The following is a 12,131-nucleotide window of genomic DNA, read 5'->3' as shown; positions in this document are numbered from 1 at the left end:
TTTCGTTTACATAAAAATCATTTATATATTAAGTGTTTTATAAATTTACCTTTCTGTATTTCTCATCCATTTCATTTACTAATGAAACGTTTTTAGATGACCTTCCTTCTGAAAACTCACATTCAAGCCATGTATCCAAAATCGTTTTAGCAAGCTCAGGTCCAACAACTCTTGCACCCATAGTAATTATTTGAGCATTGTTACTTTTCCTTGCCCTCTGCGCCGAATAACAATCACTGCATAAAGCTGCATATATACCTGGGATTTTATTGGCAGCAATGCACATTCCAATGCCTGTACCACAAAGAAGCATTCCCCTATCGAAACCATCGTCTATTACTGCTCTACCAACCTTCTCTGCAATTATAGGATAATTAGTTGTATCTTCTGCAGTGCTTGTACCAATATCAACATATTCAAATCCATTTTCCTTCAAGTGATCAATTAAAACCTTTTTAAGCTCAAAAGCAGCAATATCCGATCCAATAGCAATTTTCATTTTATCCTCCTACTTCTCTTTTTATTTTGATTTATAAAAATATAAATATCCACAAGTAATTTATTTTCAATAAAACTTAGTTTTGTTTTATTAATTTAATATTATCATATTTTTATTTATTTTGAAAACTCTAAATTGTTTAACTATAACAATTTAGTACCGTTATACTCTTGTTTCCTTATCATATCTATCTCTCTTATCGTTTGTTACCATTTTATAGTTTTATTTTACTGTTTTACTGTATATTACGCTTATTGTAGTTAATGTTTTGTATTATTTTATATTTGTATACGTATAATACATTAGTTTTCATTATGTTTATACTGTTTTCTACTGGTTTTTACTGTTTCTATTACAATATGCATATAGTAATAGGTTTTCTTAAATCTAATTATTTATAATTAATTTTTTTGTATTTAATATTGAAGATGCACTCATAGAAAATTCATCAAGTCCGTATTCTAAAAGTGTAGGTACTGCATTTTCATCTCCTGCCATTTCTCCACACATTCCACACCATTTACCTTCTGCATGGGCAGCCTGAATTGTCATCTTAATCAATTTGAGCACTGCAGGATGCATTGGATTATAAAGATAAGCAACTTTTTCATTCATCCTATCTGCTGCAATTGTGTATTGAATAAGATCATTAGTTCCAATGCTAAAAAAGTCTACATGTTTTGCAAGTTCATCCGCACATACTGCGGCTGCAGGTATTTCTACCATTATTCCAGTTTCAAGCTTTTCATTGAAAGCTTTGCCCTCTGATTTAAGCTCTTGCATGCACTCCTTAAGAATTCGCTTTGATTCTAAAAATTCATCAAGAGAACTTATCATTGGAAACATTATTTTCAAATTACCATAAGCTGATGCTCTTAATAATGCCCTCAATTGAGGTTTAAATATATCTATTCGTCCAAGACAAAGTCTGATTGCTCTTAATCCTAGAAAAGGATTCATTTCTTCTGCCATAGGAAGGTATGACAGCTTCTTGTCGCCCCCAATATCAAGTGTTCTTATTACAACTGGTCTATCGCCCATCTTCTGCGTAACATATTTATATGCTTGAAATTGTTCTTCTTCAGTTGGAATAGAGTCTCTATCCATATATAAAAATTCGGTTCTAAAAAGTCCTACCCCGTCTCCTCCATTTTCAAGCACTTTGTTTACATCCTCAGGTTTTCCTATATTGCCTACAACTTCAATTCGTTTACCATCTTTAGTTCTTGTTTTTATGTTAACAAGCTTTTTTAATAGCTCTCTTTCTTTCTCAAATTCATATTTCTTCTGTTTGTATTCATCAAGAGTTTTTTTGTCTGGGTTTAATATCACAATACCCTCGCAACCATCAGCTATTACATTATCTCCGTTTTTCACTCTAGCTGTAATGTCCTTCATTCCAACAACAGCTGGGATTTCAAGTGTTCTAGCCATTATTGCAGTGTGAGAAGTTCTACCACCAATATCAGTTAAAAATGCAATTACTTTACTCTTGTCTAACTGTGCAGTATCTGATGGGGTTAAATCTCTTGCAACAACTATAGTATTTTCTCCTATTTCATCCATTTTCCCATAGCTTTTTCCTGCTAAGTTTGATTGTATTCTGTCTCCAACATCTCGAACGTCTGCTCCTCTTTCCCTCATATATTCATCATCCATTGCAGCGAATATACCCATATACTCATTTACTACATCTTGAAGAGCCTTTTCAGCGTTAATCATATTATTTTCAATACTCGCCTCTGCCATGCCAGTAAATTCTGGATCATCTAAAAACATCATATGGCTTTCAAAAATAGATGAATTATCTTTCCCAACTTCTTTTTCCGCCTTTTGGGAAATTATATTTAACTGTTTTCTAGTGAGCTCTATTGCAACACTTAATTTGTTTTTTTCAGCGGCTACATCATTTATTTTCGTTTCTGTAATTATTATATCTTCGTTTGATTTAATTGCTGCTTGTCCTATAGCGTATCCTTTTGAAGCTGATATTCCTTTTATCATTTTAATTCCTCCCAAAATATAAGTATGTTAATCATTAGTAAGTAGATTTCATATGATTGTAAAACAATTTAAAAATATTTTGGAGGTGCTTTTAACTACCTTAAAAGCACCTCCAAAATATTGTATTTAAATAATATTATTATCCAACGGTATTTTCAACTAGTTCTACTAAATTAAGCACTGCTTCTTTTTCATCCTTACCATTTGCATTTATTGTTATAGTGCTTCCTCCAACAATACCAGCAGCTAGAATCCCCACCATGCTTTTCCCATTAATTGTTTTTCCTTTAAAGCTAATGCTAATATCACATAAAAATGTGCTTGATCTTTTTACAAAATTTGATGCAGGTCTTGCATGTAATCCAGTTTTATTTGTTACAAGAACGTCTTGACTGAACATAATCTTACCTCCTTTTACAATCTAACAAATTCTCTACAATAGTTGCGTATTAATCAATATTTGTTTAAAATACTCTCGCTTTATTAAACTCAGTATATACTAATTTAAGCTATCATTATTATATCGCCAATTCCTATTTTAGGAGTTCCATTTCCTTTTAATTCAACCTCTCCACCTAATTGTACGCAATCATTTCCTGTGAATCTTAGTGTACAATGTCCAAGCTCTAAAAATGTTTTATTTGCTTCCTCTCCTACTGCTGTTACAGAGTATACATTTTCTCCTATTGTGATTTGATCGCCTATCTCAATTATCCCATTCATCTCTTCTATTGTGTGAAGCACAGAACACTCAGCCATTTGGCTAGGAGCATTATTATTAAAAATAATAACAAAATTATCGTCTAAAAATTCAGCAACCATTTCTCCCAAAGCTGTAACTTTTGATTTATATTTCAATGTATTCACCTCCATGCGATTTTTATGTAGATACTTTATACCTATAGTAATGTTGCAATTTCTCATTATCTTATGGTATAATGACTTCGGTTATTTTAATGTATAAATAATTACTAATTTATTTATACATGATTATTAATTATTTTCTTACGAACTGAGCATTCTGGAGAATGTTCAATTCGTAAGGATTTTTTTATTAATTTTATTGAAATAATCCAGCTGAAAAAGCATATGCTATTAATACTGATATAGGTCCCGTTATTACCCTAGAAAACAGTACCGCCGGTACCCCTATTTCAATTGTTTCAGGTGTTGCTTCTCCTAAACTTAATCCTACAGGTATAAAATCACAACCAACTTGTGGATCAATTGCAAACAATGCTGGGAGTGCAAATTGTGGTGGTATATGGCCGAGTCCTATTTGTGTTCCAACGACAACTCCAACAATTTGTGCTATTACTGCCCCCGGTCCAAGTATAGGTGATAGAACTGGTATTGTGCATATTATTGATATTAATAGCAATCCAGGTAATGTGGCTGCAAATGGAGAAATCGTTTTCGCAATTACATTTCCTATTCCTGTTGCTGTAATGATTCCCATTATTAAACTTACGAATGCCATGAATGGTAGAATGTTTTTTATTACAGTATCTATTGTATCTCTACCTGCCTGATAGAATATTCCTACAACTCCCCCTACTCCTTTACCTAGTCTTGTAAGTAATCCTACTTTCTGAACGGGAGCTGAATTTGTTTTAGCTTTAGGTGTTTCTTCTACAACGACAGTTTCCTCTTCCCCTTCAGCTACTTCTCCATCATATAATTTAATGTTAGCTTCTTTAACACCTGATACATAAATATCTTCTTGTATAAATTTAGCTAGAGGTCCCGTCTGACCTGACGGGAGTAAATTTATTGTAGGTATTCTTTTCTTAGGATATACGCCACATCTACAAGTTCCTCCACAATCAACTACTGCAACCATTACCTGATCATCTGGTACGCCCGTTTTAAATCCATCTACAATCTCAGCACCTGTTAATTCTGCAATTTTCTCTGATATTGGGCTTATTACTCCACCGCATACATTTAAAATAATATGTTTCTCTTCCGTAGGCTTTATTATTAATGGGCCTCCCCAACCAGATGATCCTTTTACAACTTTCACAGCTTTATACATAGTATTAATTCCCCCCTCTATTTTAAATTATGCTTCAGCTACCTTTGATTCTTTTGCACGTTTCTGTTTTATCATCATAAATGTTATTTTTTCTGTTACAATTCCTCTGATTAAAATTACAATAACACCAACAAGAAAATATCTTACTGCTAAGTCTCCTACAGGTAATCCAAGCTTTGTAATACCTGCAGCTATTCCCATATATACAAATAATTCAGCTGCATTTGCATGTGGAAATAATCCTGTAATAGGGTGACAAAATGAAATACATGAATCGAAAAATGCTGGTTTATACTTTTCATCTAGAAATCTACCAAATGAATAAGCCATAGGATTTGTTAAGAAAAACATTGCTAGAATCGGAAACACTGTATATCTAGTAATAAAGTATTTTGTTGATTTTTGAGCAAATTTATTTACTTTCTCTTCTCCTATTAGTGCAATTAGTGCATTAACTGCAGTAATCAAAACAATAAGAGTAGGAATGATGCCTGTTACCATTCCCATGAATGTTTTGCCTCCTGCCTGAAATAGTCCAATAAATGCTTGTGCGCCTAATGCTAATTGATGCATTATATATCCCCTCTCTCTATTTATATTAACCCCCCTATTATTTAGGGAAATTTTCTAATTAATAAGCTGCTCCTCAATAGATTGAATTGCTATTGCCATAGAAGATTTTTTATATTTTTTATTCTTTTGGTGAAACGTTTTCAGAGCACATACACTCATACCTACATATTGGTTAGCTTTCTTAAATCTTGAAAAAACAGTTCTACCTTTCATTTCTTCGCAGTCTACAATAATTCCATCCTTATTAGAAACCATAATGAGGATGCTTCCAGCTGCTATCCTACCTTTTCTATTACCAATGCCTATAATCCCTTTTGTTTTTAATAAATTTAATCTTTTGTAGTAATTTACACTTTGCAAATAAGTTAACACAGTTTGCATAATCAAAAGACAAAATGCAAATAACACTAATTTTATCACTGTAGATCACTCTCCCACTTTATAATTGAATATAAGCTTTGCACAACTGTAATTAGTAATTAATACATTTATAAATCTACCATTAATAGCTCCGATAATTGCTTCTACTTTTTCGTCTCCTCCAGCAACTCCTATAACCCTATCAATGTTTTTAATATCTTCCAAATGAGATCCAAAAACTTTACTATTGTCCTTAAATTGCTTCGAGTTTCCGTTTATATCGAAAAACTGAAGACATATATCTCCTACTGCATTCAACCTTTTAAGATTTTCCAACTTTTCTTTGTCAAAATATCCTGAAGCCATCATGGTTGATTTTTCTGTGGGTGCTCCTATACCAACTATGGATATATTGACTTTATTAATATACTCTAATACATCGCTAACACTTTTCTCTTCTTTAAGCTTCTCAATAAGATCAGTATCTGATATTATAGCAGGTACATGAAGTAATTTGAATTTTCCGTTGAATGCTCTCGAAAGACTCATTGCAACCTCATTTGGATGTATATCAATACCAATCTGACCTACACCACCAATTAATGGTACAAACATTGCGTCTACATTACTACCTTTACTTACAAATCTACCAATTTCTTTAACTGTTGTTCCCATGGAAACTCCAATAATATCAGTGTTTCTAATTATTCGTTCAAGATATTTTGCAGCCATACATCCTAAGTCTGAAGTAAGACCTTCTTCGTTATCATTAGTAATTAACACTTCTTTAAGTCCATATTTTTTTTCTATACTGCTTTCTAAATCTTCATAGTTTGATTGTTCAGATTCCTGAATTTCTATCTTAACAATACCTTTTTCCATTGCTTCTTTTAGTAATCTAGAAACTGTAGGTCTTGATATTCCTAGCGTTTTAGATATTTCATTTTGTGTCATGGATTGCATATAATACAATTTACAACATTTTATTAAAAGCCTATTCCCACCAACTATTTTTTTCATAATTATATCTCCAATGTCATACCACTTTTACATATGTTCTATTTCTTGCATATGTTCGATATGAATGTTATGTAATTATGATGATACACATTTTTGTGTGAATTGTCAACACATTTTATAGTCAGTATCCCTTATAAATAAGGCATTCCACTTTTTTAAACATCCTTTGATTTTTTTTTGAATCAAGTTCTCTGCCTTATACCTCTACTTTCTCTTTCCCAACAAAATCTTTAACCTGATTTGCAGCGTCTTCTAGAACTCCAAGATCCCATAGAAGATTTAATATTGTATATCTTGTCCTAATCTCTTTTGCATTAAGTACAGCATTTACTAAATCCTTTTCATCAATTCCAACTTGTTTTGGATTATAAGGAGCTCCTACCGTTTTTAATATTGATTCAATTTCTTTAGCTGTAGGCATTCCATTAATAATGCTAATTATTTTATCTGATTTTTCTTTTATAATGTCAATTCTTTTTAATTTATCTTCTATAGAATTTAAATTATCTTTTTCATTTAAAGTAATAATTCCAGTTGCTGCCCTCTTAAAAAGCTTTTCCACATTTGCTTTCCATTCATCTTGGTCAAACTTCTTAGCTTTAGAAATAGCAATTTCGAAATCTATATTTGAATTTACTAGAATCTCACGTAATTTAGCTGTTATTACTGTAGCAATTCCTACTTTTGTTCCATGAAGCAATGCTTTTTTGCCATCAAATGAAAACATCATTTCCCAATAATGTGCTAAATGGTGCTCTGATCCTGATGCAGGTCTAGTTTTTCCAACATAACTCATTGCAATCCCTGCTCCTATTAATGCTTCCATTAATGCTTCCATTGCTATATCCTCTCTGTTTTTTATTCCCTCTGAATTTTTTATGCATTTATTAAGAGAATCGCTTGCCATTTTATATGCTACCTCACACAAATATTCATCGTTTATTACTTGGCTTATTCTCCAATCATTAAGAGCTGAATACTTTCCAAGTATATCTCCAAATCCTGCTAAAATCATATCCATAGGTGCCTCTTTTAATATGTTAATATCTCCAACAATAGCTACATCGCAATTAGCAGCACAAGTGGTTTTAAGATTATCGAGTATTAGTGCTGAGCTATCTGATGCGAATCCATCCATTGAAGGTGCAGTTGCTACAATCATACAAGAGATTCCTAATCTATAACTTACGAATTTTGCTAAATCATTTAAAGTTCCTGAGCCAACTGTAACAATTATGTCAGTATCCTTTTCTACTTCTATCATAAGTTTTCCTATAGATTCTTCATTTGGAATTAGATCCGCGTCTTCAACATGATATACATACTTTTTAAAATTCACATTTTCTTTTACTAGAATATCTTCTACTTTATTGCCTGCTACTTTATAAGTGTTAGTGTCAGCAATTAACAATATTTTTTTATATCCTAATTCAGTAAGTATTTCAGGTAATTTTTCAATAGCATCTTTCTTTATCAAAACTTTTTTTAAGCTAATGCTATGGGGTTTACCACACTCACAATCTAACGTGCCTTTTAAAAAATCATTTATTTTAAGATTCCCTACATTTTGTACTGTTAACTTCATAACAACACTTCCTATTCTAATATTTTGCATATGCTTTTCGTTTACATAAAAATCATTTATATATTAAGTGTTTTATAAATTTACCTTTCTGTATTTCTCATCCATTTCATTTACTAATGAAACGTTTTTAGATGACCTTCCTTCTGAAAACTCACATTCAAGCCATGTATCCAAAATCGTTTTAGCAAGCTCAGGTCCAACAACTCTTGCACCCATAGTAATTATTTGAGCATTGTTACTTTTCCTTGCCCTCTGCGCCGAATAACAATCACTGCATAAAGCTGCATATATACCTGGAATTTTATTTGCAGCTATGCACATTCCAATACCTGTGCCACAAAGAAGTATTCCCCTATCAAAACCATCATGTAAAACTGCTCTACCAACCTTTTCTGCAATTATAGGATAATTAGTTGTATCTTCTGCAGTACTTGTACCAATATCAACATATTCAATTCCATTTTCATCCAAGTGATTCATTAAAACCTTTTTAAGCTCAAAAGCAGCAATATCAGATCCAATAGCAATTTTCATTTTATCCCCCTACTTCTTTTCTATTTTAAATAAAACATGTTTATGTTTTCTAATATCATTTCTGTTTATTAAATATTATCATAACTTTATATTATTAGAAAACTCTGAATTATTCGTCTACAGTAATCTAATTTCATTATCCTCTTGTTTACTTGCAATATCATTGCTTTTTATTGTTTTGTACCTTTTTATTATACTATTTTACTGTTTCATAAAAAATTATATTTAAAACAGTAAAATAAGTGATTGTTTTATATTGAATTCATATAATTATATTATTGCTTATTGTACTTTTTCCAATTTTATGCTAAGATTTCATATGATATCATATTAAAATTAGGATAAATTAATATCCGTATAGAAAGAAGGTTAACTTATGACTTCCTACGAGCGGCGCCAACAAATTTTAGCTCTGCTATCCGAGAAAAAAACATTAAACAACGAAGAACTTCAAAATATTTTTACCGTATCCCCAAGCACCATAAGAAATGATTTAAGTGCTCTACAAAATAAAAAGCAATTAAGGCGAACTCATGGTGGTGCTGTTTTATATGAAGATAACGATCAAAATATAAGTTTTAAATATCGTCGAGGTAAAAACCAATTAGAAAAAAGTATCATATGCAAGAGAGCAGCAGATTTTCTTGAAGAGGGACAATGTATAGCCTTGGATGCATCTTCCACTGCACTTCTTTTTACAAAATACTTAATTAAGTTTAAGCGTTTGACCGTTGTTACTAATGGCCTTTATACAGCAATGGCATTAAAGGATTACCCTAATTTAAAAGTAATACTTATAGGTGGTCTTGTGAGTTGCAATTCAGGTTCAATAGAAGGCATCCTTGGAAAAGAAATAATCTCAAAAATAAATATTGATACAGCCTTTGTTTCTGCACATGGATTTACACTTGATGAAGGACTTTCAGATTTTAATATATATGAATGTGAAATAAAAAGGTTACTTGTAGAAAGTGCATCCTCAACAATTGCATTGTTAGATTATTCTAAATTTGAAAGACATTCCACATCTAGTTTTGCAGAAGCAAGCAAGATACACACAATAATTACAGACGATAAAACACCTATTGATATATTAAAAAAATATGAGCAAAACAACATAAATGTAATTATTGCAAAATAATACAGTTTTAAGGGATACCAGACGGTGTCCCTTTTTAAATAAATGACCATTTTATATGAAACGTAACATCGAATGAAACCAATGTATAGACCTCTAGATAGACACTCCAAAAATTGGAATGCCTATCTAGTAACAGATTTTTTTACTATTCACCTATTATGATGATTTTACATTTACGAGTACGAGATCTTGTACGATCGAAATCTACAAAATAAACATAACCTGTTGGTCCAACTCCTAATTTTCCATTATCAACCTCTAATGTTTCGCTGGAACCAAGCAATGTTGCTTTTAAATGTGCATCACAGTTTAAGAGGGCAGAACGATCACCATTTGGAAGATATGCCTCTGCATCTGGCCATGATTCAACATCTTCATAATGCTTTTTGCCAGGATAGTTGTATTGCCCTTCTGCAGTATTGTCTGGAATGATTTTTTTAAGGATATTATTTAAATCAACTTGAAGAAATTCATCACCATTTTCAGTATAATCATGAACAAATTCCTCAAAGAATACAGAACAGGTAGTGTGTGGAGAAATTACAGTACAGATACCATTTTGGATTTTGCTTTTTTTGATTGCTTCTTTTACAGAAGGAGTGATATCAAAGAAACTTGGGGTCCCTCCTTTAGATGTTAAAATAATTTGTTCTTTATAAATACTCATACTATGACCTCCAATTTTTCCTTTAATATTTACTTTTTTTCGCTTTTAGCTTTCACAATTGCCTGTAGCATTTCTTCTATTCTTAATCCTCTGTCTGGAGCATTAAGTATTCCACTTGTTGCACCAGTTCCATCAGCACCATAAATTATTGCCCTATAAACATCCTCACCCGTACTTATTCCTGAAGCTTGCATAACTAAAATATTTTCATCAATCGCTCTTATCTTAGCTGTAGTCTCAGTTATATAATTCAAATCGCTAGTTTTTCCAGTTCCTATTAAATCAGTTGGTTCACATAATAGTATATCAGGGCCTAACTTAGCAATAGCAATAGCTTCCGCTAAAAAGTCTGCACAAACTATTGTGATAATTTCTAATTCTTTTGCTCTTTTAATAGTCTTTACTAAATCACTTAATTTGAGAGAGTGCTCTGCATGATTTAAAAATACTGCTCCTGTACCAGCTTCCTTTAATGATTCAGGCAACACAAGTCCCATTCCACGTCCTGGAACTAATGAATCCATATGTTGAGCTGTTACTATAAGGTTTTTTGTATGAGCCTTGATATTAGCTAAATCCGCAAAAGGAGCAGTAAAAAATATTTCTACCCCGTATTTTTTAGCAAGATTGTCCGCAATAAGCGCTAGCTGTAAACTTTCATCTCCATACAAATATGATTTTGGATTGACTACAAAAAACGGTGTTTTAATTTTCATTTTTTCACCTCATCATTAAATCTTTTTGTCTGGAATACACCGTAATAGTGTTCTAAGCATTCTTTCATGCCTTCTGTTTGTGCATTTCGTAATTCATAATAATCATTGGATTTAGTAGTTTGTGCTTTGTTAAATGCAGCAGTTACTAAATCCGTATAGATGTTTATTTTGCTTATTCCTTCTGTAGCACATCTTCCAAGATTTATATCTCCTGTTGATGACCCTCCGTGAAGTACCAAAGGCGTATCTATAGCATCTCTAATTTCTTTTAATCTATCAAAATCTATAACTGGTTTTCCTTTATAGGCTCCATGAGCAGTTCCTATAGATATTGCAAGAGAATCTACATTTGTAAGCTTCGCAAATTTCTTTGCCTCTTCAACAGTAGTATAAATGCTATCGCTATCATCATTGCTTTTATAGCCCTCTCCATTACCAACGTGACCTATTTCAGCTTCTACAACCACTCCTCTTAGGTGAGCATACTCCACAATTTCTTTTGTGTTTTTAACATTATCCTCAAAGGAATCCATAGAATCATCTAACATTACTGATTTAAACCCTTCATCTATAGCTCTCATTATTAATTCTTTAGTAGTACCATGATCAAGATGTAATACTACTGGGACCTTAGCCTTTTCACCATAGTATTTTCCTAAAACTAATGCCTCATCAAAGGATAAGACATCCTTATGTGCTTCTGCATATGACAAAATAATTGGTAAATTCAATTTTTCTGCAACTGATATATAAGCTTTAATAGAATTTTGATCCACAAAATTTGCTGCTGGTATAGCAAATTTATTTTTTCTTGCCACCTTAAATAATTCTTTTGATGAAACTAACAAAAAATCATCTCCTTAAAAAATTAATGTATAATAGCTTTTTCATTATGATCTTAAAATTATCAATATTCTTATAAACTATGACGATCTAAAGTTTTTGAAAATCATTCTTATCAAGGATTAAATATTCATCATTTCTATTATATAGA

The 12,131-nt window shown here is 31.8% G+C and carries 14 protein-coding genes; 1 reads left to right on the top strand and 13 read right to left on the bottom strand.

What is annotated here, in order from left to right; all coding sequences use genetic code 11:
• Positions 1–37: 37 nt before the first annotated feature.
• The 10 genes from rpiB (KPL38_RS01350) to rpiB (KPL38_RS01305) form a co-directional block, all read right to left on the bottom strand.
• Positions 38–499: a ribose 5-phosphate isomerase B gene (gene rpiB / locus KPL38_RS01350; RefSeq protein WP_216285876.1), complete on the bottom strand. Its 462-nt coding sequence runs from the start codon at positions 497–499 to the stop codon at positions 38–40.
• 387 nt (positions 500–886) lie between these two features.
• The gene (gene ptsP / locus KPL38_RS01345) at positions 887–2,503 is read right to left on the bottom strand and encodes a phosphoenolpyruvate--protein phosphotransferase (RefSeq protein ID WP_216285874.1); all 1,617 of its coding nucleotides are present in this window, start codon (positions 2,501–2,503) and stop codon (positions 887–889) included.
• Positions 2,504–2,642: 139 nt separating this feature from the next.
• Positions 2,643–2,903, bottom strand: coding sequence for an HPr family phosphocarrier protein (locus tag KPL38_RS01340; protein ID WP_216285872.1), 261 nt, complete (start codon positions 2,901–2,903; stop codon positions 2,643–2,645).
• A gap of 104 nt (positions 2,904–3,007) precedes the next feature.
• Positions 3,008–3,361, bottom strand: a complete 354-nt coding sequence (locus KPL38_RS01335) for a PTS glucitol/sorbitol transporter subunit IIA (protein WP_216285870.1) — start codon at positions 3,359–3,361, stop codon at positions 3,008–3,010.
• Positions 3,362–3,563: 202 nt separating this feature from the next.
• Positions 3,564–4,541 carry a PTS glucitol/sorbitol transporter subunit IIB gene (gene srlE / locus KPL38_RS01330; RefSeq protein WP_216285867.1) on the bottom strand — a complete coding sequence of 326 codons (978 nt, stop codon included), beginning with the start codon at positions 4,539–4,541 and terminating at the stop codon, positions 3,564–3,566.
• Positions 4,542–4,568: 27 nt separating this feature from the next.
• Positions 4,569–5,114 carry a PTS glucitol/sorbitol transporter subunit IIC gene (srlA, locus tag KPL38_RS01325; protein ID WP_216285865.1) on the bottom strand — a complete coding sequence of 182 codons (546 nt, stop codon included), beginning with the start codon at positions 5,112–5,114 and terminating at the stop codon, positions 4,569–4,571.
• A gap of 54 nt (positions 5,115–5,168) precedes the next feature.
• The gene (locus KPL38_RS01320) at positions 5,169–5,534 is read right to left on the bottom strand and encodes a transcriptional regulator GutM (RefSeq protein WP_216285863.1); all 366 of its coding nucleotides are present in this window, start codon (positions 5,532–5,534) and stop codon (positions 5,169–5,171) included.
• Between the two features lie 6 nt (positions 5,535–5,540).
• Positions 5,541–6,494, bottom strand: a complete 954-nt coding sequence (locus KPL38_RS01315) for a sugar-binding transcriptional regulator (protein WP_216285861.1) — start codon at positions 6,492–6,494, stop codon at positions 5,541–5,543.
• A 196-nt stretch (positions 6,495–6,690) separates the two neighbouring features.
• Positions 6,691–8,079, bottom strand: coding sequence for a sn-glycerol-1-phosphate dehydrogenase (locus KPL38_RS01310; protein ID WP_216285859.1), 1,389 nt, complete (start codon positions 8,077–8,079; stop codon positions 6,691–6,693).
• A gap of 72 nt (positions 8,080–8,151) precedes the next feature.
• Positions 8,152–8,613: a ribose 5-phosphate isomerase B gene (gene rpiB / locus KPL38_RS01305; protein WP_216285858.1), complete on the bottom strand. Its 462-nt coding sequence runs from the start codon at positions 8,611–8,613 to the stop codon at positions 8,152–8,154.
• Positions 8,614–8,989: 376 nt separating this feature from the next.
• Here rpiB (KPL38_RS01305) and KPL38_RS01300 point away from each other — a divergent pair, with 376 nt between their 5' ends.
• Positions 8,990–9,754 carry a DeoR/GlpR family DNA-binding transcription regulator gene (locus KPL38_RS01300; protein WP_216285856.1) on the top strand — a complete coding sequence of 255 codons (765 nt, stop codon included), beginning with the start codon at positions 8,990–8,992 and terminating at the stop codon, positions 9,752–9,754.
• A 145-nt stretch (positions 9,755–9,899) separates the two neighbouring features.
• Here KPL38_RS01300 and KPL38_RS01295 read toward each other — a convergent pair whose 3' ends face one another.
• From KPL38_RS01295 to KPL38_RS01285, 3 genes are read right to left on the bottom strand one after another with little or no spacing between them, the layout of a single operon-like run.
• Positions 9,900–10,421: a YjbQ family protein gene (locus KPL38_RS01295; RefSeq protein WP_216285854.1), complete on the bottom strand. Its 522-nt coding sequence runs from the start codon at positions 10,419–10,421 to the stop codon at positions 9,900–9,902.
• A 29-nt stretch (positions 10,422–10,450) separates the two neighbouring features.
• Positions 10,451–11,137, bottom strand: coding sequence for a triose-phosphate isomerase (locus KPL38_RS01290; protein ID WP_216285852.1), 687 nt, complete (start codon positions 11,135–11,137; stop codon positions 10,451–10,453).
• Positions 11,134–11,985, bottom strand: coding sequence for a class II fructose-bisphosphate aldolase (locus tag KPL38_RS01285; RefSeq protein ID WP_216285844.1), 852 nt, complete (start codon positions 11,983–11,985; stop codon positions 11,134–11,136). Before KPL38_RS01285 ends, KPL38_RS01290 begins: the two co-directional genes overlap by 4 nt.
• Positions 11,986–12,131 lie beyond the last annotated feature (146 nt).

This window comes from Clostridium psychrophilum (genome assembly GCF_018861705.1).
GTDB lineage: Bacteria > Bacillota > Clostridia > Clostridiales > Clostridiaceae > Clostridium_AD > Clostridium_AD psychrophilum.
Note: the sequence above shows the minus strand (reverse complement) of the source record. Positions and strands in the feature narration are given on the sequence as shown.

What these genes read in the sequence shown, in the direction of transcription:
- rpiB (WP_216285876.1), bottom strand. Translation starts at nt 499, where the DNA reads ATGAAAATTGCTATTGGATCGGATATTGCTGCTTTTGAGCTTAAAAAG.
- ptsP (WP_216285874.1), bottom strand. Translation starts at nt 2,503, where the DNA reads ATGATAAAAGGAATATCAGCTTCAAAAGGATACGCTATAGGACAAGCA.
- KPL38_RS01340 (WP_216285872.1), bottom strand. Translation starts at nt 2,903, where the DNA reads ATGTTCAGTCAAGACGTTCTTGTAACAAATAAAACTGGATTACATGCA.
- srlE (WP_216285867.1), bottom strand. Translation starts at nt 4,541, where the DNA reads ATGTATAAAGCTGTGAAAGTTGTAAAAGGATCATCTGGTTGGGGAGGC.
- srlA (WP_216285865.1), bottom strand. Translation starts at nt 5,114, where the DNA reads ATGCATCAATTAGCATTAGGCGCACAAGCATTTATTGGACTATTTCAG.
- KPL38_RS01315 (WP_216285861.1), bottom strand. Translation starts at nt 6,494, where the DNA reads ATGAAAAAAATAGTTGGTGGGAATAGGCTTTTAATAAAATGTTGTAAA.
- KPL38_RS01310 (WP_216285859.1), bottom strand. Translation starts at nt 8,079, where the DNA reads ATGAAGTTAACAGTACAAAATGTAGGGAATCTTAAAATAAATGATTTT.
- rpiB (WP_216285858.1), bottom strand. Translation starts at nt 8,613, where the DNA reads ATGAAAATTGCTATTGGATCTGATATTGCTGCTTTTGAGCTTAAAAAG.
- KPL38_RS01300 (WP_216285856.1), top strand. Translation starts at nt 8,990, where the DNA reads ATGACTTCCTACGAGCGGCGCCAACAAATTTTAGCTCTGCTATCCGAG.
- KPL38_RS01295 (WP_216285854.1), bottom strand. Translation starts at nt 10,421, where the DNA reads ATGAGTATTTATAAAGAACAAATTATTTTAACATCTAAAGGAGGGACC.
- KPL38_RS01290 (WP_216285852.1), bottom strand. Translation starts at nt 11,137, where the DNA reads ATGAAAATTAAAACACCGTTTTTTGTAGTCAATCCAAAATCATATTTG.